General features: G+C 74.7%; 18 protein-coding genes, 8 tRNA genes and 1 pseudogene. 15 read left to right on the forward strand and 12 right to left on the reverse strand.

Annotation, left to right across the window (positions count from 1 at the left end):
* The first annotated feature begins 23 nt into the window (after positions 1-23).
* From ACIQI7_RS03965 to cobA, 5 genes are all read left to right on the forward strand, one after another.
* Positions 24-848, forward strand: a complete 825-nt coding sequence (locus ACIQI7_RS03965; RefSeq protein ID WP_401104852.1) for a MetQ/NlpA family ABC transporter substrate-binding protein — start codon at positions 24-26, stop codon at positions 846-848.
* 199 nt (positions 849-1,047) lie between these two features.
* On the forward strand, positions 1,048-1,713 hold the full coding sequence (locus ACIQI7_RS03970; RefSeq protein WP_401104854.1) for a GNAT family N-acetyltransferase: 666 nt from the start codon (positions 1,048-1,050) through the stop codon (positions 1,711-1,713).
* A gap of 137 nt (positions 1,714-1,850) precedes the next feature.
* On the forward strand, positions 1,851-3,107 hold the full coding sequence (cbiE, locus tag ACIQI7_RS03975) for a precorrin-6y C5,15-methyltransferase (decarboxylating) subunit CbiE (protein WP_401104857.1): 1,257 nt from the start codon (positions 1,851-1,853) through the stop codon (positions 3,105-3,107).
* Positions 3,108-3,591: 484 nt separating this feature from the next.
* Positions 3,592-7,533 (forward strand): nicotinate-nucleotide--dimethylbenzimidazole phosphoribosyltransferase, encoded by a 3,942-nt coding sequence (gene cobT, locus ACIQI7_RS03980; RefSeq protein WP_401104860.1) that lies wholly within the window; start codon positions 3,592-3,594, stop codon positions 7,531-7,533.
* Positions 7,534-7,640: 107 nt separating this feature from the next.
* Entirely contained in the window at positions 7,641-8,888 is a 1,248-nt protein-coding gene (gene cobA / locus ACIQI7_RS03985) for a uroporphyrinogen-III C-methyltransferase (protein WP_401104862.1), read from the forward strand.
* Positions 8,889-8,956: 68 nt separating this feature from the next.
* Here the strand turns inward: cobA and ACIQI7_RS03990 are convergent, their stop codons facing one another.
* On the reverse strand, positions 8,957-11,695 hold the full coding sequence (locus ACIQI7_RS03990; protein ID WP_401104865.1) for a SpoIIE family protein phosphatase: 2,739 nt from the start codon (positions 11,693-11,695) through the stop codon (positions 8,957-8,959).
* 89 nt (positions 11,696-11,784) lie between these two features.
* On the opposite strand from ACIQI7_RS03990, the gene ACIQI7_RS03995 reads away from it, so the two are divergent.
* Entirely contained in the window at positions 11,785-12,597 is an 813-nt protein-coding gene (locus ACIQI7_RS03995) for a TrmH family RNA methyltransferase (RefSeq protein ID WP_387750772.1), read from the forward strand.
* 1,981 nt (positions 12,598-14,578) lie between these two features.
* Here the strand turns inward: ACIQI7_RS03995 and ACIQI7_RS04000 are convergent.
* A pseudogene (locus tag ACIQI7_RS04000) lies at positions 14,579-15,871 on the reverse strand (serine/threonine-protein kinase); the annotation flags it as partial.
* A 406-nt stretch (positions 15,872-16,277) separates the two neighbouring features.
* Between ACIQI7_RS04000 and ACIQI7_RS04005 the strand changes: the two are divergent.
* Entirely contained in the window at positions 16,278-16,478 is a 201-nt protein-coding gene (locus ACIQI7_RS04005) for a hypothetical protein (RefSeq protein WP_401104868.1), read from the forward strand.
* A 284-nt stretch (positions 16,479-16,762) separates the two neighbouring features.
* On the opposite strand, the gene ACIQI7_RS04010 is transcribed toward ACIQI7_RS04005, so the two are convergent.
* The 6 genes from ACIQI7_RS04010 to ACIQI7_RS04035 form a co-directional block, all read right to left on the reverse strand.
* Positions 16,763-16,834: transfer RNA gene (locus ACIQI7_RS04010), tRNA-Val, on the reverse strand.
* 41 nt (positions 16,835-16,875) lie between these two features.
* Positions 16,876-16,947, reverse strand: a tRNA-Val gene (locus ACIQI7_RS04015).
* A 44-nt stretch (positions 16,948-16,991) separates the two neighbouring features.
* Positions 16,992-17,063 (reverse strand) — tRNA-Val (locus tag ACIQI7_RS04020).
* A 41-nt stretch (positions 17,064-17,104) separates the two neighbouring features.
* Positions 17,105-17,176, reverse strand: a tRNA-Val gene (locus ACIQI7_RS04025).
* A 32-nt stretch (positions 17,177-17,208) separates the two neighbouring features.
* Positions 17,209-17,282: transfer RNA gene (locus tag ACIQI7_RS04030), tRNA-Cys, on the reverse strand.
* A 40-nt stretch (positions 17,283-17,322) separates the two neighbouring features.
* Positions 17,323-17,395 (reverse strand) — tRNA-Gly (locus ACIQI7_RS04035).
* A 320-nt stretch (positions 17,396-17,715) separates the two neighbouring features.
* Here ACIQI7_RS04035 and ACIQI7_RS04040 point away from each other — a divergent pair.
* The 3 genes from ACIQI7_RS04040 to ACIQI7_RS04050 all read left to right on the forward strand — a co-directional run bounded on the left by ACIQI7_RS04040 (position 17,716) and on the right by ACIQI7_RS04050 (position 20,565).
* A complete protein-coding gene (locus tag ACIQI7_RS04040) occupies positions 17,716-18,801 on the forward strand; it encodes a chorismate-binding protein (protein ID WP_401104871.1) in 1,086 nt (361 codons plus the stop codon).
* A 26-nt stretch (positions 18,802-18,827) separates the two neighbouring features.
* The gene (locus tag ACIQI7_RS04045) at positions 18,828-19,658 is read left to right on the forward strand and encodes an aminotransferase class IV (RefSeq protein ID WP_401104874.1); all 831 of its coding nucleotides are present in this window, start codon (positions 18,828-18,830) and stop codon (positions 19,656-19,658) included.
* 61 nt (positions 19,659-19,719) lie between these two features.
* Positions 19,720-20,565 carry a GNAT family N-acetyltransferase gene (locus ACIQI7_RS04050; RefSeq protein ID WP_401104877.1) on the forward strand — a complete coding sequence of 282 codons (846 nt, stop codon included), beginning with the start codon at positions 19,720-19,722 and terminating at the stop codon, positions 20,563-20,565.
* A 12-nt stretch (positions 20,566-20,577) separates the two neighbouring features.
* Here the strand turns inward: ACIQI7_RS04050 and ACIQI7_RS04055 are convergent, their stop codons facing one another.
* The gene (locus tag ACIQI7_RS04055) at positions 20,578-21,078 is read right to left on the reverse strand and encodes a DsbA family protein (protein WP_401104879.1); all 501 of its coding nucleotides are present in this window, start codon (positions 21,076-21,078) and stop codon (positions 20,578-20,580) included.
* Between the two features lie 110 nt (positions 21,079-21,188).
* On the opposite strand from ACIQI7_RS04055, the gene ACIQI7_RS04060 reads away from it, so the two are divergent.
* Positions 21,189-21,650: a hypothetical protein gene (locus ACIQI7_RS04060; RefSeq protein ID WP_401104881.1), complete on the forward strand. Its 462-nt coding sequence runs from the start codon at positions 21,189-21,191 to the stop codon at positions 21,648-21,650.
* A 17-nt stretch (positions 21,651-21,667) separates the two neighbouring features.
* On the opposite strand, the gene ACIQI7_RS04065 is transcribed toward ACIQI7_RS04060, so the two are convergent.
* A complete protein-coding gene (locus tag ACIQI7_RS04065; RefSeq protein WP_387750792.1) occupies positions 21,668-22,237 on the reverse strand; it encodes a CGNR zinc finger domain-containing protein in 570 nt (189 codons plus the stop codon).
* Positions 22,238-22,665: 428 nt separating this feature from the next.
* Positions 22,666-23,079 (reverse strand): SsgA family sporulation/cell division regulator, encoded by a 414-nt coding sequence (locus ACIQI7_RS04070; RefSeq protein WP_030056266.1) that lies wholly within the window; start codon positions 23,077-23,079, stop codon positions 22,666-22,668.
* 195 nt (positions 23,080-23,274) lie between these two features.
* Between ACIQI7_RS04070 and ACIQI7_RS04075 the strand changes: the two genes are divergently transcribed.
* The 3 genes from ACIQI7_RS04075 to ACIQI7_RS04085 all read left to right on the forward strand — a co-directional run bounded on the left by ACIQI7_RS04075 (position 23,275) and on the right by ACIQI7_RS04085 (position 24,165).
* On the forward strand, positions 23,275-23,733 hold the full coding sequence (locus ACIQI7_RS04075; protein ID WP_401104885.1) for a TIGR02611 family protein: 459 nt from the start codon (positions 23,275-23,277) through the stop codon (positions 23,731-23,733).
* A gap of 79 nt (positions 23,734-23,812) precedes the next feature.
* A tRNA-Val gene (locus ACIQI7_RS04080) sits at positions 23,813-23,884 on the forward strand.
* Positions 23,885-24,093: 209 nt separating this feature from the next.
* Positions 24,094-24,165, forward strand: a tRNA-Val gene (locus ACIQI7_RS04085).
* An 80-nt stretch (positions 24,166-24,245) separates the two neighbouring features.
* Here ACIQI7_RS04085 and ACIQI7_RS04090 read toward each other — a convergent pair.
* Positions 24,246-25,013, reverse strand: coding sequence for an exonuclease domain-containing protein (locus ACIQI7_RS04090; protein ID WP_401104888.1), 768 nt, complete (start codon positions 25,011-25,013; stop codon positions 24,246-24,248).
* A 165-nt stretch (positions 25,014-25,178) separates the two neighbouring features.
* On the opposite strand from ACIQI7_RS04090, the gene ACIQI7_RS04095 reads away from it, so the two are divergent.
* A complete protein-coding gene (locus ACIQI7_RS04095; RefSeq protein ID WP_387750800.1) occupies positions 25,179-25,733 on the forward strand; it encodes a DUF4365 domain-containing protein in 555 nt (184 codons plus the stop codon).
* The last annotated feature ends 1 nt before the right edge of the window (position 25,734 follow it).

A 25,734-nucleotide genomic window follows, 5' to 3' on the forward strand; every position in this document is an offset into this window, starting at 1 on the left:
TTCCACGCAGAAAGGCACTTTTCGTGCGCAACGCCCTGAAGTTCACCAGCGTCCTCGCCACCGCCGGCATCACCCTCTCGCTCGCCGCCTGCGGCAGCTCCGGGTCCTCCTCCTCGGACCCGAACGCGCCGCTCAAGGTCGCGGCCAGCCCCACCCCGCACGGGCAGATCCTGAAGTTCGTCAAGGACAACCTCGCGGAGAAGGCCGGCCTCAAGCTCGAGATCAAGGAGGTCACCGACTACGTGACCCCCAACACGGCGGTGCAGGACGGTTCGGCCGACGCCAACTACTTCCAGCACCTGCCGTACCTGGAGGACTTCAACAAGAAGAACGGCACGAACATCGTCCCCGTGGAGACGGTGCACCTGGAGCCGCTGGGCGCCTACTCCAAGAAGGTCAAGTCGCTCGCCGAGCTGCCGGACGGCGCCACCGTCGGACTGCCGAACGACGCCACCAACGAGGGCCGCGCGCTCAAGCTGCTCGCCGACAACAAGATCATCACCCTCAAGGACGGCGCCGGCACCGCCGCCACCCCGGCCGACGTCACGGGCAACCCGAAGAACCTCAAGTGGAAGGAGCTGGAGGCCGCCCAGCTGCCCCGCTCCATCTCCGACCTGGACGCCGCCGTCATCAACGGCAACTACGCGATCGAGGCCGGCCTGAAGCCGACCACCGACTCCCTGGTGCTGGAGAAGGCCGAGGGCAACCCGTACGCCAACCTCCTGGCCGTCAAGAAGGGCAAGGAGAACGACCCGCGGGTCAAGAAGCTCGCCGAGCTGCTGCACTCCGACGAGGTCAAGAAGTACATCGAGGACACCTTCCAGGGCTCGGTCGTCCCGGCCTTCTGAGCCGTCGACCCGCTCGACGCCCCGATCCCGACCGGGCCCCCGCCGCACCTCGGCGGGGGCCCGGTCGGGCAGTATGCAGCAGGGACACTCCGGCCGACCGCGTTCTGACGTACCGTCGTGCGGGCGGCACACCGCGTGGCACCCGGGGCACGACGGAGGCGTACGGTGTTGTGTTCACGACCCGGCGAGGAGAGACGGCATGGCAGCGAGCTTCCCCGAGACCGCCATCAGCACCGAGCGGCTGCTGCTGCGGCCCCTGGCGGAGGACGACGCCCCCGGCCTGGCCACCATGATGGCCGACGACCTCGTCCTCGCCTGGACGGACCTGCCGCACCCCTTCACCGAGGAGTACGCGGCCGACCTCGCCCGCACCCTCGCCCCCGCCCACCGGGCCGCCGGACGCGGCATCGTCTTCGCCGTCACCGAGCACCTGACCCAGCGCCTGGTCGGCCTGGTCGAGCTGCGCAACACCGACTGGCGGCTGCGCAGCACCGAGATCTCCTACGTCACCGCCGTCTGGGCGCGCGGCGAGGGCTACGCCCCGGAGGCCGTCCTCGGCGTCGCCCAGTGGCTGTTCGAGGACCGCGGCTTCCTGCGCCTCGAGCTGCGCACCGCCGCCGGGAACACCGCCGCCCAGCAGGTCGCCCAGAAGATCGGCGGCATCAGCGAGGGCGTGCTGCGCAGCGCCTGGATAGTCCGGGGGGAGTCCGGCGAGGTGGTCGTGGGGGCACCTCCCAGCCGCCAGGCCGGGGGAGAGAGCCGCAGCGACCTCATCCTGTGGAGCCTGCTCCCGGAGGACCTGGAATCACCCGAACTGCACCGCGACGGCTGGCACGGCGACCACCGGTACGTGCTGCGCGACTGAGCCGCGCCGCCCGTTCTCCCCGCGCGGACATCCGTGCGAGATGTCGGGTCCTCGGGGATCACACCCGGTAGCCTCTGGACCGGCACCGCACGACGGCGGATCGAGTGGCACACCGAGTCGAGGGAGAACGGCCGCAGATGGCTGACCGGATCACGGTCATCGGGTGGGACGGCACACCGCTGACCGAGGCCGCCGGCGCGGCCCTGGCCGCGGCGACCCTGGTGGCCGGCGCCCCCTACCAACTGAACGCGCTCCCGGTGCCGGAGTCCGCCGAGCGGATCACCCTCGGCAACATCCGGGAGGCCGCCCGCAGGATCGCCGAGCACCGCGGCGCCGCCGTCGTGGTCGCCGAGGGCGACCCGGGCTTCTTCGGCGTGGTGCGCACCCTGCGCCGCCCCGAGTACGGCCTCGAACTGGAGGTGCTGCCCGCCGTCTCCTCGGTGGCCGCGGCCTTCGCCCGGGCCGGCATGCCCTGGGAGGACGCCCAGGTGGTCAGCGTGCACGGCGGACGGCTGCGCCGCGCGGCCAACATCTGCCGGGCCCACCCCAAGGTCGCGGTGCTCACCGCGCCGGGCGCCGGGCCCGCCGAACTCGCCCTGATGCTGCGCGGGGTGCACCGGACCTTCGTGGTCTGCGAGGCCCTCGGCACCCCCGACGAGGACGTCACCGTCCTCACCTCCGACCGGATCGCCGACCACGTGTGGCGCGACCCCAACGTGGTGCTGGTGATCGGTGGCGGCGCCCGGACCGCGGTGGTGGACGAGGCGGCCGGCTGGCTGGCCGGCCGCCCGGTCGGCTACCCCGGCGCGGACCGCGGCTGGGCACTCCCCGGTGACGCCTACGCGGGCGCCGGGCGCGCGGAGGACGAACCGGGCGCGCCGGAGGTCCTCCCCGCCCACGTGCGCGCCCTGGTGCTGGCCCGTCTGGGTGCACGTCCCGGGGACCTGGTCTGGTCGGTCGGCGCCGGCAGCGGCGCCCTCGCGGTGGAGGCGGCCCGGTTCGGCGCCGCCGTGGTCGCGGTGGAGGGCTCCCGCTCGGCCTGCGCCCGGCTGACCGTCAACGCCCGCCGCTACGGCGTCGAGGTGGAGACGGTGTACGGGAGCGGCCCCGAGGTGCTGGGCGGCCTGCCGGAGCCGGACGCGGCGGTGGTGGAGTCCGGCGGCCTCGACGTGGTGCGCGCGGTGCTGGCCCGGCGGCCCGAGCGGTTCGTCGCGCTGCCCCGGACCTTCGCCGAGGCGGAGGGGGTCCACCGGGCGATCGCCGGGGCCGGCTACCGGGCGGACGGCGCGCTGCTCCAGTCGACCCCGCTGCGGCCGGTGGGGAGCGGCGACGGGCTGGCGCCGGTGGCGGGCGGAACCGGCGCGCTGGTGCTCTGGGGTGAGCAGATCGTGTGAAGGCCGTGGGCGCGCGCCGGGACCGTCCGGTGGCGTCGACGGTGATCCAGGTCGCATCCGGACACCGATTCGAGAGGTGACCGCGCCGGGCCGGTAGTGTGACGTCCTGGGCGGCGCGTCGGTCGGCGACCCACCCGATTCGGTCGGTTTGTCACCTTTTTGACGTGGTGCAATCCGGTTCCGCTCGGAGTGTGGGCAATTCGACGGGCCTCGTGCCGGACCTGGAGAATGCCGTAGGGTCCGGTGCGGTCGTGCCGGTTGCTCCGGGTTGTCGTTGTTTCAGACGATGTGCCGCCCCGTACGGGCGGTGCGCCGGACCCCGGGGTGCCGCAGCGCACCGGATGGACTTGGGCCGCAGCGCCACGGCGCGGCGGCCGCGTGTGGTTAGGGGCGGGTCGGTGCTGGTTCGGCCCGTGCGGATGGGCGCTGCGATCGGTGATCGTGTCGCCGAGGGCGCGGCAGCGGCCTGGAAGGAGCTTTGACAATGACCGATGGCGGCCACGTCCCGGGCGAGGGACTGCCGGAGCACCTGCACGCCGGGCCGGACCCGCTCGGCGGACCGGAGGGCGTCGCGGGCGTTGCACCCCTCCAGGGCGTCGCGACGGACGGCGGACTGATCCCCGGCCAGGCGGCCCCGATCGCCGGAGTCCCCGGCGCGGTGCCCCCGGGCGCGGGCGTCATCCCGCCGCAGGCCCAGCACGGCTACGGCGTTCCCGGCGGGCCCCAGCCCGGCCACCCCGGCGACGGCTGGGCCGTCGACCAGGGCGCCCCGCGCCCGGCCTTCCACTTCCTCGACCAGCCCGACGCGCCGGACGGCCTGGACGACGAGGACGACGTGCTGCTGATGCCCGGCCCGCAGGGCTCCTGGGGCGAGCCGGCGGCCGTCCCGGCCGAGCAGATGCCGCTCGCGCCGCAGGACGGCATGCCGGTCGAGCCGTCCTGGCCGCCGGTGGACCCGCCGGCGCTCGGTGCCGAGCACGCCCTCCAGCAGCAGCCCGTCCAGACGCAGCCGCAGCAGCCGGTGACGCAGGCTCAGCAGCCGCGCCGACCGCTGCACGCCGGCCCGCCGATCCCGGACCCGTCGCTGATGACCGGCCAGGTGCCGGTCCGCTCGCTGGCCGACCGCGGCCCCTCGCAGGGCGGCACGCCCGCGCACGGCATCCCGGTGGTCGGCCGCCCGCCGATGGCCGAGGCCGCCGCCCCGGCTCCCGCCGTCCCGGTGGCGCCGGTCGCCCCGGGCGTTCCGGTCGTTCCGGTCGTGGACGGGCAGCAGCTGCCGCAGGACTTCCAGCAGGCCCAGCAGGTGCCGCTGGCCGCGCCGCCGGTCGAGGCCGTACTGGCCGTCGAGACGGTCGGGGCGATCGAGGTGATCGAGGTCGTGGAGACGCCGGAGGCCGTCCAGGCCGTTCCGGCCCAGCCCGCGCAGGACGTGACGGCGCCCCAGGCCGCCGCCGAGGCGGTCGAGGCCGGCGAGGTCGCGCCGCAGGCCGTGGTGGCCGAGCCGGCCCAGGCCCAGGCGCAGGTCCAGGCCGAGAGCGAGGCCGTCCAGCCGGTGGCCGAGGCGGCCGGCGCGCCCGTCGCCGGGGCCGTCGCCGTTGAGCCCGCTGTCGCCGAGGCCGTCGTCGCCGAGGCCGTCGTCGCCGAGGGTGCTGCCGCCGAGGGAGCTGCCACCGACGGCCCCGTGCCCGCCGAGCAGCCCGAGGCCGCCGCCCCGGCCGGTCAGCCGCGCCGGATCTCCGCCTTCCTCGCCGCGCCCACCCCGCACGGCCTGCCCAAGGTCGCGCCGGCCGAGCAGGCTCCGGTCGTCGAGGAGGCGGCCCCGCAGCAGTCCGTCCCCATAGCGGCCGCCGACGCGCCGCAGGCCGCCGAGGTCGTGGAGGCCGCTCAGGCCGCCGAGGCCGTGGCGCCCGCCGAGTCCGCCCCGGTTGCCGAGGCCGTCGAGGCGCCCGCCGCCGTCGAGCAGGCCCAGCCGGTCGAGACCGCGCCGGAGGCCGCCGCGGAGCCGGTCGCCGAGACCGCCGCGGGCACCGGTGAGATGCCCTCCGGGCAGGCCGTCACCGAGCCCGCCGCCGACGCCGAGCAGCCGCAGCAGCAGCCCGAGGCGCCCGCCGAGCCGGTCGTGGAGCAGGCCGTCGAGGCACCCGCGGAGGCCGACGCCACCGCCACCGCCGCCGTCGAGCCGGTCGCCGAGGCTCCGGCCGAGGCCGCCCCCGAGGCCCAGCCGGTCGAGACCGCGCCCGAGGCCGTCGAGCAGCTCGCCGTCGAGGTCGCGGAGCCTGCCGAGCAGGCCGCACCCGCCGAGGGCGCCGCCGAGCAGCCCGCCGCCACGGAGGCCGAGGCCCCCGTGGAGCAGGCCGCCGAGCAGGCGCAGCCCCCGGCCGAGGGCGGGGCCGAGCCCGCCGCCGTCGCGGAGCCCACCGCCGTCGCGGAGCCCACCGCCGCCCAGGAGGCCGAGCCCGCCCGGGAACAGGCCGCCGAGTCCGCTGCCGAGTCGGCCGAGCAGCCCGCCGCCGAAGCCCCGCAGCCCGCCGAAACCCCCCAGGCCAACGATGCCACCGACGCCCCCGAGGACCAGGCCGCCGCCGAGCAGCCCGTCGCGGCGGAGGCGCAGGAGCAGCCGGAACAGCCGGAGCAGCAGCCCGAGGAAGCCACCGAGCCCGCCGAGCCGCGCGGCCCGGCCGCCCCCGGCTTCGACGAGGCCGGCCGCGAGGCCGTCCACCAGGTGATCCGCGAGCGCCGCGACGTGCGCAACGGCTTCCGCCCGGACCCGATCCCGCACGAGGTGCTGATCCGCGTCCTGGAGGCCGCCCACACCGCGCCCAGCGTCGGCTACTCGCAGCCCTGGGACTTCGTGGTGATCCGCTCGGCCAAGACCCGCCGGCGGATGCACGCCCTGGCCGAGCGCCAGCGTGAGGCGTACGCGGACTCGCTGCCCAAGGGCCGGGCCAAGCAGTTCAAGGAAATCAAGATCGAGGCCATCCTCGACACCCCGGTCAACATCGTGGTGACCTCCGACCGCACCCGCGGCGGCCGGCACACCCTGGGCCGCCACACCCAGCCGCAGATGGCCCCGTACTCGGCCGCCCTGGCCGTGGAGAATCTCTGGCTGGCCGCCCGCGCCGAGGGCCTGGGCGTCGGCTGGGTGAGCTTCTTCGACGACGAGGAGCTGGTCCGCGAGCTCGGCCTGCCCGAGCACCTGGAGGTCGTCGCCTACCTGTGCGTCGGCTTCGTCGACGAGTTCCCGGGCGAGCCGGAGCTGGAGCAGCAGGGCTGGGCCAAGAAGCGCCCGCTGTCCTGGGTCGTCCACGAGGAGCAGTACGGCAACCGCGCGCTGCCCGGCGAGGAGCCGCAGAGCCTGCTCGCCGAGACGCTGCGCGGCATCCGCCCGCTGGACGCCAAGGCGCTCGGCGAGGCCTGGGACCGGCAGAAGCGGATGACCAAGCCGGCCGGCTCGCTCGGCATGCTGGAGATCATCTCCGCCCAGCTGTGCGGCCTGTCCCGCAAGTGCCCGCCGCCGATCCCGGAGCCCGCCTGCGTGGCGATCTTCGCCGGCGACCACGGCGTGCACGCCCAGGGCGTCAGCCCCTGGCCGCAGGAGGTGACCGCCCAGATGGTCGCCAACTTCCTGGCCGGGGGAGCGGTGATCAACTCCTTCGCCAAGCAGATCGGCACCGAGGTCTGCGTGGTCGACGTCGGCGTCGCCGCCGAACTGCCGGACGCGGTCCAGCAGGGCCGGGCCACCGGCCTGCTGCCGCGCAAGGTCCGCCCAGGCACCGCCGACATGACCCAGGGCCCGGCGATGACCCGCGAGGAGGCCCTCAAGGCCATCGAGGTCGGCATCGAGACCGCCCGCGACCTGGTCGCGGCGGGCAACAAGGCGCTGGTCACCGGCGACATGGGGATCGCCAACACCACCGCCTCGGCCGCCCTGATCTCGGTGTTCACCGGCCTCGACCCGGCCGAGGTCACCGGTCGCGGCACCGGCATCGACGACGAGACCCACGCCCGCAAGATCGAGGTCGTCCGCGCCGCGCTGGCCCTGCACCAGCCCGACCCGAGCGACCCGGTCGGCGTCCTCGCCGCCGTCGGCGGCCTGGAGCACGCCGCCCTGGCCGGCTTCCTGCTGGGCGCCGCCTCGCTGCGCACCCCGGTGGTCCTGGACGGCGTCATCGCCGGCTCGGCCGCGCTGGCCGCCAAGGCCATCGCCCCCGAGGTGCTGGCCGCCTGCATCGCCGGCCACCGCTCCGCCGAGCCCGGCCACCAGGCCGCGCTGGCGAAGCTCGGCCTGCGCCCGCTGATCGACCTGGACCTGCGGCTCGGCGAGGGCACCGGTGCCCTGCTGGCCCTGCCGCTGGTGCAGAGCGCGGCCCGCGCAATGCACGATGTAGCCACCTTCGACTCCGCCGGGGTCACCGAGAAGGCCTGACGCACCCCGTCACCGCTCCGTGGACCGGCCCGAGGGCGCGCCGGTCCGCGGAGCGGTGACGTGCCGTACCGTCCCCACACCCTCACCCCCGATCAGGAGCACCGCCGATGACCGCGCCCACCCCGCACCCGAGCACCGAGGGCCGTACCCCCTACCCGGTCGGCCTGCTGCTGGCCGGCCGCCGCGTCGTCGTGGTCGGCGGCGGCCAGGTCGCCCAGCGGCGGCTGCCCGCCCTGATCGCCACCGGCGCCGACCTGCACCTGATATCCCCGGCCACCACCCCGGCCGTCCAGGCCATGGCCGACGCCGGTGAGCTCACCTGGCACGCCCGCCCGTACCGGGACGGCGACCTGGCCGACACCTGGTACGCCCTGGTCGCCACCGACGACCAGGCCGTCAACACGGCGGTCAGCGCCGAGGCCGAGCGCGAGCGGGTGTTCTGCTCCCGCAGCGACGACGCCGCCGCGGCCACCGCCTGGACCCCGGCCAGCGGCCGCGACGCCGGCGCCACCGTCGCCGTCCTCACCGGCGACCCGCGGCACTCCGCAGCCCTGCGCGACGCCATCGTGGACGGCCTGCGGGACGGCTCGCTGGCCGCCCGCCAGTACCGCTCGCACGGCGCCGGCGTGGCCCTGGTCGGCGGCGGCCCCGGCGACCCGGACCTGATCACCGTGCGCGGCCGCCGGCTGCTCGCCGACGCCGACGTGGTCGTCACCGACCGCCTCGCCCCGCGCGAGCTGCTCGCCGAGCTGCCCGAACACGTCGAGGTGATCGACGCCTCCAAGATCCCGTACGGCCGCTTCATGGCCCAGGAGGCGATCAACCGCACCCTGATCGAGCACGCCAAGGCCGGCAAGTTCGTGGTCCGGCTCAAGGGCGGCGACCCGTACGTCTTCGGCCGCGGCGGCGAGGAGCTGCTGGCCTGCGCGGAGGCCGGGCTGCCGGTCACCGTGGTGCCCGGGATCTCCAGCTCGATCAGCGTCCCCGCGGCGGCCGGCGTCCCGGTCACCCACCGCGGCCTGACCCACGAGTTCACCGTGATCTCCGGGCACGTCGGCCCGGACGACGGTCGCTCGCTCACCAACTGGGAGGCCGCCGCGAAGATGAGCGGCACCCTGGTGCTGCTGATGGCCGTCGACAAGATCGGCGCGATCGCCGCCCGGCTGGTCGAGTACGGCCGGCCCGCGGACACCCCGGTCGCCGTCGTCCAGGAGGGCACCACCGCCGCCCAGCGCCGGGTGGACGCCACCCTGGGCACCGTCGCCGCGGTGGTCGAGGCCGAGGGCGTCAAGCCCCCGGCGGTCATCGTGGTCGGCGACGTCGTCGACGTGCTGGCCGCGGCCTTCCGGCGGTAGGCCCGTCCGGAGCGGGCAGCCGGCCGGCCCGGCTTCCCGCTCCGGCACCACCCCGGGCAGCGGCCGGCCTACTCCAGCGGCTGCTCCGTCCAGATGACCTTCCCGGTCGCCGTGTAGCGCGTCCCCCAGCGGTCCGCGAACTGCGCGACCAGGAACAGCCCGCGCCCGCCCTCGTCCTCGGTCGCCGCGTACCGCAGGTGCGGCGAGGTGCTGCTGCCGTCCGACACCTCGCAGATCAGCGCGCGGTCCCGCAGCAGCCGCACCCGGATGGGCCCGGAGCCGTACCGGATCGCGTTGGTCACCAGCTCGCTCAGGATCAGCTCGGTGACGAACGCGGCCTCCGCCAGCCCCCAGGCCGTCAGCCGCTCCGCCACCGCGGCCCGGACCTCGCCCACCGCCGCCGGGTCGGACGGCACGTCCCACTGCGCCACCTGGTCCGGCGCCAGCACCCGGGTCCGCGCCACCAGCAGCGCGATGTCGTCCTGCGGACGCTCCGGCAGCATCGCCCCGAGCACGTCCGCACAGGTCTGCTCGGGGGAGCGCGGCGGCCCGGACAGCGCGGCCCGCAGCCGCTCCAGCCCCTCGTCGATGTCCCGGTGCCGGTCCTCCACCAGCCCGTCGGTGTACAGCACCAGACGGCTGCCCTCGGCCAGCTCCAGCTCGGCGGTCTCGAACGGCAGCACCCCCAGCCCCAGTGGCGGCCCGGTCGGCAGCTCCGGGAACACCACCCGGCCCTCCGGGTCCACCACGGCCGGCGGCGGGTGCCCGGCGGTGGCCAGCGTGCAGCGCCGCGACACCGGGTCGTAGATCGCGTACAGGCAGGTCGCCCCGGCCAGCTCCGCGCGCCCGCCGCCCGCCACCTCGTCCTGGTCGATCCGGTTCACCAGCTCGTCCAGGTGCCCCAGCAGCTCGTCCGGCGGCAGGTCCAGGGTCGAGAAGTTGTGGATCGCGGTGCGCAGCCGGCCCATCGTCGCGGCCGCGTGCAGCCCGTGCCCCACCACGTCCCCGACCACCAGCGCCACCCGCGCGCCCGGCAGCGGGATCACGTCGAACCAGTCCCCGCCCACCCCGGCCTGGGCCGGCAGGTAGCGGTGCGCCACGTCCAGCGCGGTCTGCTGCGGCAGGTTGCGCGGCAGCAGGCTGTGCTGGAGCGTCACCGCCATGGTGTGCTCCCGGGTGTAGCGGCGGGCGTTGTCGATGCACACCGCCGCGTGCGACACCAGCTCCTCGGCCAGCGCCAGGTCGTCCGCCTCGAACGGCTCGGCCCGCTGCGCCCGCCAGAACCGGACCACCCCCAGCAGCACCCCGCGCGCCCGCAGCGGCACCCGCACCAGCGAGTGCACCCCGTACGCCAGCGCCTGCGCCGACCGCTCCGGGTCCTGCTCCCGCCACCCGTCGGCGTCCGCCAGACGCGGCTCCATGCCGGCCTCGCCGCTGTCCAACGCCCCGGCCAGCGGGGTCGCCGGCACCACGTCCAGCACCGTGCCGACCGGGTAGAACGGCGCGTCGTCCCGCACACCCGTCAACGCGACCCGGCGCATCCGCCCCAGCGAGCGGCCCGGTGGCTCCTCACCGGTCAGCACCTGGTCCGCCAGGTCCACCGTGACGAAGTCCGCGAACCGCGGCACCGCGACCTGCGCCAGCTCCTCCGCCGTCCGTGTCACGTCCAGCGTGCTGCCCACCGTCACCCCGGCGTCGTACAGCAGCCGCAGCCGCCGCTGCGCGCGCTCGGCCCGGCCGGACAGCGCCGCCAGCTCGGTGGAGTCGCGCAGCGTGGCGACGCAGCCCGGCAGCCCGCCCGGCTGGTCGATCAGCCGGACGTTCACCGCCAGCAGCCGTTCCCCGGACAGCACCACCTCGTCGGTCACCGGGCGCCCGGCGGTCAGCAGCCCCAGCGGCGCCTGCTCCAGGCCCAGCCCGCTCACCGGGCGGCCCTCGGCGTCCGGCGGCAGGTCCAGCAGCCGGCGCGCCTCGTCGTTGCAGAGCAGCAGCCGGCCGTCCCCGCCGACGATCATCACGCCCTCGCGCACCGCGTGCAGCACCGCCGCGTGGTGCTCGTACATCCGGGTCATCTCGACCGGGCCCAGCCCGTGCGTCTGGCGCCGCAGCCGCCGGCTGATCAGCGCCGTCCCGAGCGTGGCCAGCCCCACCGCGACCGCCGCCGCGCCCAGCACCACCGGCAACTGGCGCTCACTGGCGCTGCTGACGTTGCTCAGCGTCACGCCGGCCGAGACCAGCCCGACCACCGAGTTGTCCGGCGCGTACACCGGGACCACCGCCTGCACCAGCGGGCCGAGCGTGCCCGTGACCTGCTCGGTCACCACCTGCCCGTGCAGCGCCGGCTCGTACGTGCCGACGAACTTCGCGCCGATCCGCGCCGGGTTCGGATGGGTGTAGCGGATGCCCTGGTTGTTCAGCACCACGATGAAGTCCACGCCGGAGGCGATCCGGGCGGACTGCGCCCTCGGCTGCAGGACGGCCGTCGGGTCGGGGGAGCGCAGCGCGTCCACGATGCCCGGCGAACTGGCGAAGGTCTGCGCCACCGCCACCGAACGGTTGCGCGCCTCGTGCTCGGCGTCGTTGCGCGACTGCACCACCAACGCCACCGCGGCCGCCACCACCAGCAGCAGCACGACCAGGACCTGGAGCGCGAACACCTGCCCCGCCACCGAACGGTGCCACACCGGCCACCGCCGCTTCGCACGCGGCAGCTGTGGCCGACCGTGTGGGCGCCCACCGGGGGAGCCGGCGGTGCCAGTGGCGCCAGAGGCCGACGGAGCCCAGGATCGACCCGGATTACGGGCCATACGGTCATATTTGCACTACGGACAGCCGGGGACCACCCCGCCCCCTCGGCCGTTTGGCCTTCCCCGCCCCGGCTTGGCAAGATCGCAGGGTGTCCGAACCCCGCACCATCACCGACCCGGCCGACCCCCGCCTCGCCGACTACACCGGCCTCACCGACGTCGAGCTGCGCCGCCGCCGCGAACCGGCGGAGGGCCTCTTCATCGCCGAGGGGGAGAAGGTCATCCGCCGCGCCCTCGCCGCCGGCTACCGGATGCGGTCGATGCTGCTCACCCCCAAGTGGCTGGAGGTGATGGGCGACGTCATCGCCGGGGCCGACGCCCCGGTCCACGTGGTCGAGCCCGCGCTCGCCGAAGCGGTCACCGGCTACCACGTGCACCGCGGCGCGCTCGCCTCGATGGAGCGCAAGCCCCTGCCGGACGCCGCCGAGGTGCTCGCCGGGGCCCGCCGGGTCGCCGTACTGGAGGGCCTGGTCGACCACACCAACCTGGGCGCCATCTTCCGCAGCGCCGCCGCCCTCGGGATGGACGCCGTCCTGCTCTCGCCCGACTGCGCCGACCCGCTCTACCGGCGTGCCGTCAAGGTCTCCATGGGCGCCGTCTTCGCCGTCCCGTACGCCCGCCTGGACCCCTGGCCGGCCGCCCTCGACACCGTCCGCGGGGCCGGCTTCACCCTGCTCGCCCTGACTCCCGCGGACAGCGCCGTGGACCTCCACACCCTGACCCCGCACGGCCTGCCCAAGGCCGCCCTGATGCTCGGCGCCGAGGGCGACGGCCTCACCCCCCGCGCCATCGCCGCCGCCCACCACCCGGTCCGCATCCCGATGGCCCACGGCATCGACTCCCTCAACGTCGGCGCCGCCGCAGCCGTGGCCTTCTACGCCGTCACCACGCCCACCCCGTAACCGGCCAGCACCGGCACCGCGCGAGAAGTCGGCCCATCCGACTTCTCACGCGCGCACGCCTATGCCGGAGGTCGGCCTGCTCGACTTCTCATGCCCACCCGATGCCGCGACCGGCGTCGGCTTGGTGGTCCGACTCCGTTACCGAGCAGGCGCCGGCATGGCGCGAGAAGTCGGTCCATCCGACTTCTCACGCGCGCCCACGCTGCCGGGGCGCTGTGTGCGGGGTTCGGTCTACGCCGGAGGTCTGCTGGTCCGACCTCTCGTGCCGCCCCGATGCCGCGCCACCGGGGCCAGCTCGCTTGGCCAACGCCGTCACCGCGCCCACCCCGTGACCGGCGGCACCGGCACTACGCGAGAAGTCGGCCCATCCGACTTCTCGCGCACGCACGCCTATGCCGGAGGTCGGCCTGCTCGACTTCTCATGCCAACCCGATGCCGCGACCGGCGTCGGCCCGGTGGTCCTACACCGTCACCAAGCAGGTACCGGCACTGCGCGAGAAGTCGGCCCACCCGACTTCTCGCGCAGGCGCCCCTACGTTGCCGGGGTGCTGTGTGCGGGGTTCGGCTACGCCGGAGGTCGGCTGGTCCGACTCCTGGTGTCGTCCTGGTGGCGCGCCACCAAGGCGCGGGGCCTGCCGGGTGGGCCTACGCCGTCACCTCGCCCACCCGGTAGCCAGCGGGCACCGGGGCGGCGTGAGAAGTCGGCCTGCCCGACTTCTCACGCGGTGCCGCGCACTGGGCTGCTGGCCCACAGTGCCTTCCCGCACCGGAAGTCGGCCGAGCCGACTTCCGGTGCGGTAGCTTCCGCCCGGGCGCCAACTGGGCTGCTGAACCGCATTCTCCCCACCAGGAGTCGACCTGCCCGACTTCTCACGCGGTGCCGCCACGCACCAGGCCGCTGACCCACTGCGCCCTCCCGTACCGGGAGTCGGCCGAGTCGACTTCTGCCGCAGGTAGCTCTGCCGGTCATGCGAGACCGGCACGCACCGGGAGTCGACCCGCCCGACTTCTGACGTGTGCCGCTCTGCCGGGTCGTCCGCCGCGGCGTCGGCGCGTGGCGCCCTCCGGTGCCGAAACGCATCGGAAGTCGGCCTGTCCGACTTCTCACGCGGGCCCATGCCGCTGGGGCGCTGGGTGTGCGTGGGGGTCGGTTACGCCAGTGGTCGACTCGTTCGCCATTTGGTGTCGCCCCGGTGGCGCGCCATCGAGGCGTCGGGGGCTGGGCGGGCGGGCCTACGCCGTCACTCAACGCACCCGGTGGCCAGCGGGCACGGGGGCGGCGTGAGAAGTCGGCCCGTCCGACTTCTCGTGCCGGCCCGGTGCGGCGCCATCGCGGCAGGCCCGGTGGGCGTCAGCCGGTGGGGGAGGTGGGCGGGGCCGGGGCGGCTGCCGGGGGCGGGGTGGTGGCGCCGGGCCAGGACTCGTCGAGGGTGCCGTCGGGGCGGACGGTGTAGCGGGTGGAGGAGACGGCCCCGGTGACGGCCGAGCGCTCCTCGCGGACGACCGTGCCGCCCTCCAGCCGCCAGCCGGCCGCCGCCTGCGGGTCGGCCACCGAGGTGCGGGAGGTGGTGGCGACCGGCGTGTCCCCGGCGAAGCTGTAGAGCTGGACGAGGTCGACCGGCGCCGAGCCCTCCGTGCGCCGCAGGACGACCACCGCGGCCGGCAGGCCCTTGTACCGGGCCGGCAGCACCGCGCTCAGCGCGACCTGCGGCCCGGCCCCGACGGAGTGCCCGTTCTGCAGGGTGACGGCGGGCCCGCCGGCCCCGTCGGGGTAGCTGTGGTTGGGCCAGTCCACGGCCGGCACCGGCGCCTGCGGGGGCGTCAGCCCGGCGTCCGCGCCGCTGCGGGCGGCTGCCGGCAGCGGTACGGCCGAGGCCTGCGGCGCGACGTCGGCCGACGTCCCCGGCACCACCTGCTGGCTGCCGGAGCCCGTGTTCGCCACCACCCCGGTCGGCGGCCGCACGCTCCGGTCGTCCCGGTTCTCGCAGCCCTGCGCCGCCGCGATGGCCAGCGCCACCCCGATGGTCACCGTGACGAAGACCACCAGCCGCTGCCGGAGCAGCCGCTGCCGTGCGGTGCCGGTCCGTCCACCGGGGGCGGGGGTGTGCTGGCGGTCCCGGGGACGCACGCGGTCACGGGGCCCGGGGCGGGCCGGCGGCGGGGTCTGCGGGTGGTCCGGACGCTTCCGCAGCGGGCGGGTCACCGGCGTGGCCTCGGACCGGGGGGCGGGCGCGGCCGGCCCGTGCGGGCGCCGTCCGACGGCCCCGGCCGCCTGCGCCCCGGGCCGACCGGCCGCCGCCCGGGCCCGCGCCGCGGCGGGCGGCTCGGGCGAGCGCCCGGGGGCGGGCACGCCCTGACGGCCGTTCTCCTGCTGGGCCGGAGCCTGCGCCGGAGCCGGCGCGTTCCGCCCGGGCCGCGCACCGCGGGTGCCGGCGGCGGAGGCCCCCGCCGCCGCACCGCGCGCCGCCAGCTCGCTGAGCCGCTCGTGCAGCGCGGCGGCCCCGGGCCGTTCGGCGGGCTCCTTGGCCAGGCAGGCCCGGATCAGCGGCGCCAGCTGCGGCGGCACCGCCGAGAGGTCGGGCTCCTCGTGGACGACCCGGTACAGCATCACTTCGGAGGACGCCCCGGATCCGAACGGGGTGTCCCCCGTGAGGGCGTACGCGAGGGTCGCCCCGAAGGCGAAGACGTCGGTGGCGGGCGTGACGGCGGCCCCGCGGACCTGCTCGGGCGCGAGGAAGCCGGGGGAGCCGACCGCCGTGCCGACGTGGGTGAGCGTGCTGGCGCCGCGCGACCACGCGATGCCGAAGTCGATGATCCGCGGGCCCCGGGGCGAGAGCAGGATGTTGGACGGCTTGAGGTCCCGGTGGACCACCCCCGCCTCGTGCACCTTGACCAGTCCGTCGGCCAGCGCGGCCCCGATCCGGGCCGCCTCGGGCCAGTTCATCGGCCCCTCGTCGCCGACCCGCTTGTAGAGCGAGGGCCCCGGCACGTACGCGGTGGCCAGCCAGGGCCGGTCGGTCTCGATGTCGGAGCCGACCACGCGCGCGGTGCAGCCGCCCCGGATCCGGGAAGCGGCGGCGATCTCGCGGGCGAAGCGGGTGCGGAACTCCTGGTCCTCGGCGAGTTCGGCGCGGATCAGCTTGAGGGCGACGCGCTGTCCGCGGCGGTCGGACCCGAGGTACACCACGCCCATGCCGCCGGCGCCAAGTCGCCGGTGCAGGCGGTACGGCCCGACGATGCGGGGGTCCTCACGCCTCAGCCGCATCATCGCCATGTTTCGTTCCCCGTCAGCCGGTGGGTGAGGCCCCGTCGGTTGGGGCATCGTCAGTTCCTGTCCGGCACAGCTTACGGACTGCCCGCTGCGGTGTGCTGATACGCAACACCCGAAGCCGCCGTGCGATTGTCGGATCTTGCGCTGACCTGCAGGTCACAGGGCCGTCGAGGGGCGTCTCGGGGTTTCCCCTCAGGGTTCCCCCGGGGGTCGGAGGAGAGTTCCGTCCCCCTGCGGTAGTAGGTCCCGCGTCCCATCGTCATCCTCCGGGACGTCCGAGGAACAGTACGACGGCATGACGTCCGCAGGGCCCCCGGCCAATAGCGTTGTGTCCAGCGGTGGACGGGGAGCTCGTCCCCCGAGGTAAGCCGTCCACCGCGCCAAACTCGACCGGATCAGGAGCAAGGACATGCCACCGCAGCTCACGGGAGCCTCCCGCCGCCGTCGGCCGGCCTTCGTCCAGTCCCGGTCCGCCGAGCAGCCCACCCGGCACCCCGCCGTGGCGCTGGCCATGGCCCTGCCGTGCGCCGTGCTCCTGGTGCTGCTCTTCGGTGGGTGGGAGCAGATGGCGAACCAGGCGCAGGCCCTCGCCGATTTGGTCACCCGCTGAGCAGGAGGAAGAAGGACACCGGCCCCGAGCCGGTCGAAGACGGGCACCGATCCCCTGGGGACGGGGAACGGTGCCGCCGGGGAGGCCGCGGCCGCGATGACTCGCGGACGGGCGGGAGCGGTGCGCAGAGCACCCCGGCAGGCGGAGACGCCGCGTACGGACGTCGGTGAGGGCGTCCGTACGCGGCTCTTCCCGTTCCCCCGCAGTTCCGCGTCCCGGTCCGTACGGGGACGCAAAAAGACCGGGGCCGCAGTCCTCACGGACTACGACCCCGGTCGTCACTGTGCGCGATACTGGGATTGAACCAGTGACCCCTACCGTGTCAAGGTAGTGCTCTCCCGCTGAGCTAATCGCGCCTGGTGAGGCGGTCGTGCAGCAGATCCCGAAGGGTCCGACGTGCGCGATACTGGGATTGAACCAGTGACCCCTACCGTGTCAAGGTAGTGCTCTCCCGCTGAGCTAATCGCGCCTGGTGAGGCGGTGTTGCAGCAGACCCCGGAGGGCCCGTTACTGTGCGCGATACTGGGATTGAACCAGTGACCCCTACCGTGTCAAGGTAGTGCTCTCCCGCTGAGCTAATCGCGCCTGATGTGGCGGTCGTGCAGCGGACCCCGAAGGGTCCGACGTGCGCGATACTGGGATTGAACCAGTGACCCCTACCGTGTCAAGGTAGTGCTCTCCCGCTGAGCTAATCGCGCGGGGAGGCCCCCGGTGGAACCGGGGGACCTCTTGGAGGTGGAGACGGGATTTGAACCCGTGTACACGGCTTTGCAGGCCGTTGCCTCGCCTCTCGGCCACTCCACCAGGCAACGCATGAAGAACGATCTTACACTGTTCTCCATCGAGCGGACGACGAGATTCGAACTCGCGACCCTCACCTTGGCAAGGTGATGCTCTACCAACTGAGCCACGTCCGCCTGTCTCCCGGGGACCTTCACCGCTTTTCTTCGGCTGCGCTCCCTGGCGACGTGTTGAACTCTAGCGGATTCCCGGGCCAGCTAAAAATCCGTTCCCGCAGCATGCCGAGGGGATGACCGGCGAGTGCCGTCCCGTCAGCCGTCCCGGCCGGTCACCGGCCACCACCTGCGGCGCTCCCGGAGGATCATCCGCAGGTCACCCGGCGCACACCCACGCGACGCACGCGGCTGCTCGCGCGCGGGGGCGCGCGCTGCTCAAGGCCCACGCCCCCCGACCTACACTTCAGGCACCGCCCCCAGCACCACCGCGCAGGAGAACCGTGTCCGGCCACCCCGCCCCCCGCACCCCGCTCGCCCGCTTCGGCGGCCGCCTGGCCACCGGACTGCGCGACGTCACCTCGGACCCGGCCGCCCTCGACTCCGCCGGCTACTGGGCCGTCGCCTACGACTTCGAGGGGCGCCTCACCTGCGCCCGTTTCGACCGGCTCAGCCCCGCCCCCGCCCCGCCCTCCGGCGCCGGCTGGCGCGGACCCGAGGCCGACAGCTGGCACAGCTCCCTCGACCGCGCCGCCTACACCGCCGGCGTCCGCCGCATCCGCGAGCACATCGCCGCCGGCGAGGTCTACCAGGCCAACCTCTGCCGGGTGCTCTCCGCGCCGCTGCCCGACCCGGACCACAGCGACGTCGACGCCCTCACCGGCCTCCTCGCCCGCGGCAACCCCGCCCCCTACGCCGGCACCGTCCGCCTGCCCGGACACGGCGTCGAGATCGCCACCGCCTCGCCCGAGCTCTACCTGCGCCGCACCGGCCGCACCGTCTCCTCCGGCCCGATCAAGGGCACCGGCCGCACCGAGGACGACCTCCTCGACAAGGACCACGCCGAGAACGTGATGATCGTCGACCTGGTCCGCAACGACCTCGGCCGGGTCTGCGAGACCGGCAGCGTCACCGTCCCCGACCTCTGCGCGGTCGAGAAGCACCCCGGCCTGGTCCACCTGGTCTCCACCGTCGAGGGCACCCTCGGCGAGGGCGCCGGCTGGCCCGAGCTCCTCGCCGCCACCTTCCCGCCCGGCTCCGTCACCGGCGCCCCCAAGTCCAGCGCCCTGCGGATCATCGAAGCCCTGGAGACCGCCCCGCGCGGCCCCTACTGCGGCGCCGTCGGCTGGGTCGACGCCGACCGCGGCGAGGCCGAACTCGCCGTCGGCATCCGCACCTTCTGGATCGACCGGACGGACCCCGACGCACCCGTCCTGCGCTTCGGCACCGGCGCCGGCATCACCTGGGGCTCCGACCCCGAACGCGAATGGGCCGAAACCGAACTGAAGGCGGCCCGACTGGTCGCGATAGCGTCGGGCAGCGAACCCGGCGCCGGATCCGGCAGCGGACCCGACCCGACCGGGGCCTGAGCCCCCACCGCTAGGAGCAGCACCCGATGCACAACCGCACCACGAGCTGGGTCAACGGCTCCCTGGTCGACTCCACCGACGCGGCCGTCTCGGTCCTCGACCACGGCCTCACCACCGGTGACGGCGTCTTCGAGACCCTGAAGACGGTCGACGGCCGGGCCTTCGCGGTCACCCGCCACCTCGACCGGCTCACCCGCTCCGCCCGCGGCCTCGGCCTGGCCGACCCCGACCACGACCTGGTCCGCGAGGCCTGCGCCCAGGTCCTCGCCGCCAACCCCGCACCGCTCGGCCGGCTGCGCGTCACCTACACCGGCGGCAACGGCCCGCTCAGCTCCGAGCGCGGCACCACCGGCCCCACCCTGGTCGTCGCCCTCAACGCGATCGGCCACCGCCCCGACGAGACCGCCGTCGCCGTCGTCCCCTGGCGCCGCAACGAGCACAGCGCCGTCGCCGGCCTCAAGACCACCTCGTACGCCGAGAACGTCGTCGCCCTGGCCGCCGCCCACCGCGCCGGCGCCTCCGAGGCCCTGTTCGCCAACACCGCCGGCCGGCTCTGCGAGGGCACCGGCTCCAACGTCTTCGTGGTCCTCGGCGGCCGCCTGCTCACCCCCGCCCTCGCCTCCGGCTGCCTGGCCGGCATCACCCGGCAGCTCGTCGTCGACTGGTGCGGCGCCGAGGAGGCCGACCTCCCGCTCAGCGCCCTCCAGGACGCCGAGGAGGTCTTCCTGACCTCCTCCACCCGCGACGTCCAGGCCGTCACCCGCGTCGACGACCGCGAACTGCCCGGCATCGGCCCCGTCACCGCCAAGGCCATGGCCGTCTTCACCGAGCGCAGCGGCGACGACCTCGACCCGTGATCCCCCGGGCAGCACACCGGTCGCGTGGATAACCCTCCGGGCAACGGGAAGGGAGCACCACATGACCACCACGCTGCGCCCCGAGGGCCCGGAGACACCCACCGCGGCCGGCGGCCGCACCAGACGCTGGCTGATCCTGTCGAACGGCCACCCGGTCGGCGTGCTGCGTACCACCGCAGACCCGCAGGGCGGCCGACTCTGGGGCCGGATATCCGAGTTGGAGATCACCGAGGGCCGCGGCCGGGGCCGGGGCACCTTCGGCGGGCTGGCCGCCGAGGAGGTGCTGCGGACCTGGGGCTGCACCCGGGTCGACGTCTCCGTCCCGGAGTCGGCCGCGGCGGCCCGCGGGCTCGCCCTGACCCTCGGGTACTCCGAGCGGGCCCTGGCCATGTCCAAGCTCCTGGCCGCCACCCCCGACCTGCCGACCGGGCTGAGCGTGCGCCCGTTCGACCGGCCGGCCGAACTCCGGGCCTGGTTCGACCGGTCCCTGGAGGACTACGTCGGCGCGATGGTGGACTCCGGTCTCACCGAGGAACAGGCCCGCGCCCGCACCGCCGCCGGCCGGGAGAACCCGGTCGCCTCCGACCCGGAGGCCCCGGGCGCGGTCGTGCGCCGGCTGTACGGCGAGGGCGGGCAGGAGCCGTACGGCCTGCTCTGGCTGCAGCTGCGCCTGCGCGACCTGCCGGACGGCGAACCGCTCGCCTGGGTGATGAAGGTCGAGGTCTCCCCGGCCCACCAGGGCCGGGGACACGGCCGCACGCTGATGCTGGTCGCCGAACGCGAGTGCCTGGCCGCCGGGGTGCGGCACCTCGGCCTCAACGTCTTCTCCGGCAACGAGGTCGCCGTCCGGCTCTACACCTCGCTGGGCTACCGGGTCACCGAGCGCCTCTACGGCAAGCAGCTGTGACCCGACGTGCCGTCAGGACGGGTTCGCCGCCTCGATGACGGCCGTGATCGAGGCGCGCAGCCCCTCCTGGCTCTTCCCGCCGTCGAGGCGCTTGCCGCCGATCACGTACGTCGGCGTGCCGGTGACCCCGATCGCCTTGCCCTCGGCCTGGTCGGCGTCGACGGTCAGCATGTGCCGGCCGTCGATCAGCGCGGTGTCCACCTCGTCGACGTCCGCCCCGACCTCCCGGGCCACCTCCAGCAGCACCTGCTGCCCGCGCGCCTCCAGCTCCGCGGTGCGGGCCAGCAGCGACTCCACGAACGGCCAGCCCAGCCCCTGCGCGAACGCCTCCTCGGCCGCCTCGGCGGCGGCGTAGGCGTGCTTGTGCTTCTCCAGCGGGAAGTGCCGCAGCTCCACGCTCAGCGCGGCGCCGTACTGCGCCCGCAGCGCCCGTACGTCGTCCAGCGCGGTGTGGCAGTCCGGGCACTGGAGGTCGCACCAGAACTCGAGGCGGGGGAGGGAACCATCGATCATTCCCCCAGTGTTCCACTAGTGGGCGCCCGCTCCGGCCGGAGGTGCGCCCGAGGGCGGACCGAGAGGAAGGCACCGATGACCAGGACGACCGGACCCGAAGGAGCGGCCCCGTGCTGAGCGCGTCGATCAGCTTCATCCTCACCGCGGGCGGGGTGGCCTTCGCGGGGCTGCGGGCCTACCGGCGGCGCTTCCTGTCGGCGACCCGCTGGTTCGCGGTGGCCCTGCTGCCCGCCGGCCTCTACCTGACCGGCCTGTTCCCGCTGGCGAGCACGATCGGCCGGGAGTTCGCCGACTGGGCGACCAAGCTGGTCCTCGACCCGCGGGTGTGGACCGGCATCGCGCTGCTCGGCGTCTCCGCGGCCCTGCTGGTCACCACCCGGTGGGTGGGTCGCCGGGGCGGCGCGGCGGTGGAGGGCGCCCCGGAGCGCGCGGCCGCGGCCGGGCCGGCGCCCGAGCGTCCCGCGGTGGCGCCGACGCCCAGGGCCGCGAAGAAGCCCGCCGCGGGCAAGCGGGAGGACGGCCTCGGCGACTTCGCCGACATCGAGGAGATCCTCCGCAAGCGCGGGATCTGAGCGGGACGGCCGGCGGGTCAGGCGGAGGGGACGGCCTCCGCCGACCGCTGCCGCGCCCGGTAGGCGGCGACGTGGAGCCGGTTGCCGCAGGTGCGGCTGTCGCAGTAGCGCCGCGAGCGGTTGCGGGAGAGGTCCACGAAGACCCGCGCGCAGTCCGGCGCCTCGCAGCGGCGCAGCCGCTCCCGCTCGCCCGCCATCAGGATGAAGGCCAGCGCCATGCCCAGCTCGGCCGCCAGGTGGTCACCGAGCGCGGCGTGCGGCGCGAAGTAGTGGATGTGCCAGTCGTGGCCGTCGTGGTCGGTGAGCCGGGGCGTCGTCCCGGCGGCCGCGACGATCGAGTTGACCAGCTCCGCGGCCTGCGCGGTGGACTCCGTCGCGAACACCTCGCGCAGCCGGGTGCGCAGCTCGTGCACCCGCCGCAGGTCGTCCTCGGTCAGCGAGTCGATCTCGCTGATCTCCTGGCGGACCACGAAGGCGTCCAGCGCGGCGACGTCCGGCAGCCGCTCGGCGCCGCACACCTCGGGTGCGGTGTTGAGCAGCTCCACGAGGATGCTCAGCGCGCACTCGGTGTCATGGGTGATCAGCACGTTGGGGGCTCCTCGCGCAGGGGGACTCCGATACCCCGCGTCCACGGTTACCCCAGACCATACCGGGCCCCGTGCCGGTAGGGCGGTGCCTTCTATCGAATGCGTGTACGTAGTCCGGCAAGGCGTACGAAACCGGGCACCGCCCGGGCGGACCGGCCTCCGGACCGGTCCGGGGCCCGCCGACGGGGCGTCCCCCGAAAGACGTCGGCGCCCGGCATCGAGGCCGGTCACCCGTGGGGGTGACCGGCCTCGATGCCGGGCGCCTGCGGTGCTGTGGGCCCGCTCCGGTGGGAGCGGGGCCGATCACCGGCCCCGAGACCGCGTGGTGCGCGGCTGAGTCCGCTGCCGTGCCCCCGAGTAGGACGGCTGCGATGGCGGCAGGGGGTACGGCCCCGCCGACGGCGGGGCGTGACCGCCTCCGGGCGGGGTCAGCTTTCGGCGAGGATGTGGGACAGCTCCCGGTCGAGGTCGAAGTGACGGTGTTCGGTGCCGGGGGGCACCGCGGCGTCCGTCCGCTTGAGGAACGACTCAAGCGCCCGGGCCGGGGCCTCCAGCAGGGCTTCTCCTTCCGGAGAGCTCAGCGCGATGCAGACCACCCCTTGCCCGTGGCTGCGCGACGGCCACACCCGGACGTCGCCGGTACCGGTGGGTCGGTGCAGCCCCTCCGCGAGGAGATCTCGGGCGAACACCCACTCCACGGTCTCGTCGGCGCCCGTGTGGAACGTGGCGTGCACGGCGTAGGGGTCGGCGGTGTCGTAGCGCAGGCCCGCGGGGACGGGCAGTGAGGACTCGCTGGACACGATGAGGCGCAGGTGCAGCTCGCAGCTGACCGTGGTGTTCATAAGCGCCATGGCCTTTCGCTCAGTGTGCGCTCGGGGAATCGCACGTCGGCGAACGGACCATCCCACCCCCAAGACCGATGTAAACCCCTCTGTCCCGATTCGGGCGCGAGTCGTACCCCTTACGGCGCATTGCCGAATCGCGTTGCGGCGGCCGGGCCCGGCATTACCCGGGTACTTCTTGGTTAGTTTCCTGGCATGACTGTGCGAAACGACAAGGCGGGCGGGAACGCGAGAACGGGTGAACCGGCTGTGCCGGTTGACACGGCTGTGGACGGTGGACGGGCGGTCGGTTCGAGGGCCCCGGCCTTCGTCCGCCGCTCGCCGGCGCTGCACCGGGTCTGGCAGGTGGCGGTCTTCGTGGCCGGCCTCGCCGTGGTGGCGCTCGGAGTGGTCATGCTGCCGATGCCCGGCCCCGGCTGGCTGGTGATCTTCCTGGGCATGGGGATCTGGTCCACCGAGTTCGTCTGGGCCCAGCTGGTCCTGCGGTGGACCCGCCGCAAGGTCGCCGAGGCCGCCCATCGGGCCATGGACCCGCGGGTGCGCCGCCGCAACCTGACGCTCACCGCGATCGGGCTGGCCGCCCTCGTGGGGGCGGGCGGCTGGTACTTCGCCCGCTACGGCCTGGCCCTGCCCTGGCGGCTGGACGGGAGCTGACCCGCCCGGGCGGAGGGGCCGCGACCAGCGGGGGTGTTCGGAGCACCCCTCGGGATGCGGTAATGTTTTCCCTGCACCCGGGCGATTAGCTCAGCGGGAGAGCACTTCGTTCACACCGAAGGGGTCACTGGTTCGATCCCAGTATCGCCCACCGGAATGCATTGTGATATGTGAGGCCCAGTCGATTATCGACTGGGCCTCACATGTATTTCCGGAAACGGTCCCGAGGGCCGTCGGTAATCGGCTGAGGGAGAGTCACCTCCCGTGCGGGGCGCGAGTTCTGCGGAGTCGTCGGCGGTCCCCGGAACGGGCGAGTTGTACGACCGGCCCCGAATGGTGCTACAGTTCTTCTCGTTGCCCGGGCGATTAGCTCAGCGGGAGAGCACTTCGTTCACACCGAAGGGGTCACTGGTTCGATCCCAGTATCGCCCACCGGACAGCACGCAGGCCCTGACCAGGAAACCGGTCAGGGCCTGCGGCGCGTCCGGGCCCCGGATCCCCGGGGCCGCCCGTCACGCCGCCGCCTCGCAGCCGTGCTCGGGCTCCAGCCGGCGCCCGCAGCCGCACCGGGCCGGCCGCAGCGGCCAGGACAGGTCCACCCGCTCCGGCGTCCCCGAACGGTCGAACCAGTTCTGCAGCCCTCGCGCCTGCGCCGCGTGCCAGATCGCCTGGCGCAGGTGCAGCTCCGCCGCCGACAGCCCGCCGAGCGCCGCCGGGTAGCGGGCGCCTATCCGCCGGGTCAGCGCCAGCGCCGCCGTCGCGTCCGCCGCCGCGTCGTGCGCCCCCGCCAGGTCCACGCCGTAGTGGGCGCACAGGTCGGTCAGCGTCCGGCGGCCCTTGCGGTAGCGGTCCACGTGCTTGTCCAGCACCCGCGGATCCAGCACCACCAGCCCGGCCGTCGACAGCCCGTCGGCGAGCGTCAGTCCGTGATGGCGGCGCAGCTCCCGGTCCAGCAGCGTCAGGTCGTAGGGCGCGTTCATCACCACCACCGGGTGCCCGGCCCGGGCCTCCGCCGCCAGCGCGCGGACGACCTCCGCCACCACCGTGCGGGCCGGGCGGCCGTGGGCGCGCACCCGGTCGTCGCTGATGCCGTGCACCGCGCGGGCGCCGTCCGGGATCGGAACGCCCGGATCCGCGAGCCAGGAGGTCGTCCGTGTCGGAGCGCCCGGCGCGAGCTGGACGACCAGGGCGGCGGAGACGATCCGGTCGTGCTCCACGTCCACGCCGGTCGTCTCGGTGTCGAACGAGGCGAGTGGGCCGGTGTACCAGTGCTGCTGCATGACTGCCCCTCAGACGAGCGTTGCGCCCGGTTGATACCCGCTTCTGACGCCCCCTCAACCCGTTTGGCCCAAGCCCGACCGGGGATCCTGCCCCTGACCGTCCCGTTCGAATCGACCGGTCCGCCCGGACCGGGGCGGGCCCGGAACCGGGGGAGGCACGGGGCGATGGCACTGACCCAGCCGCAGCCCGAGGAGGCGGCGGACGTCCTGCGGGGGAACCTCGCGGTCACCGCCTGCATGGAGACCCTGCAGGTCGGCTACCTGCACGCGGTCGCCGCCGCGGCCGGCTGCTCGCTCTCCCAGCCGTTCCCGGACAACGGCATCGACTGGCACGTCAGCCACGGCTCCCGGACGCACGAGGTGGACGACGAGGTCACCGTCAAGATCCAGCTCAAGGCCACCCAGCAGGTCGCGCCCGACCCGGCCGGGCCGTTCTTCAGCTTCACCCTCGACAACGACCACCTGCGCAAGCTCGCCCGGCCCCGGGTCGCCGTGCCGCGGATCCTCGTCGTGATGCTGCTGCCGCGCCGGGTCGGGCACTGGCTGCGGGCCCGCCCGGACGCCCTGGAGCTGCGGCACTGCTGCTACTGGGTCAACCTGGCCGGCCACCCGGTCACCGGGCAGCGGCGCACCAACGTCCGGGTGCCCACCGGCAAGGTCTTCGACGACCGCGCGCTCTGCGACATCATGGCCCGGGTCGGCGCGGGCGGCAGCCCGTGAC

Origin of the sequence: Kitasatospora sp. NPDC092039 (assembly GCF_044756065.1) — a bacterium.
Lineage (GTDB): Bacteria > Actinomycetota > Actinomycetes > Streptomycetales > Streptomycetaceae > Kitasatospora.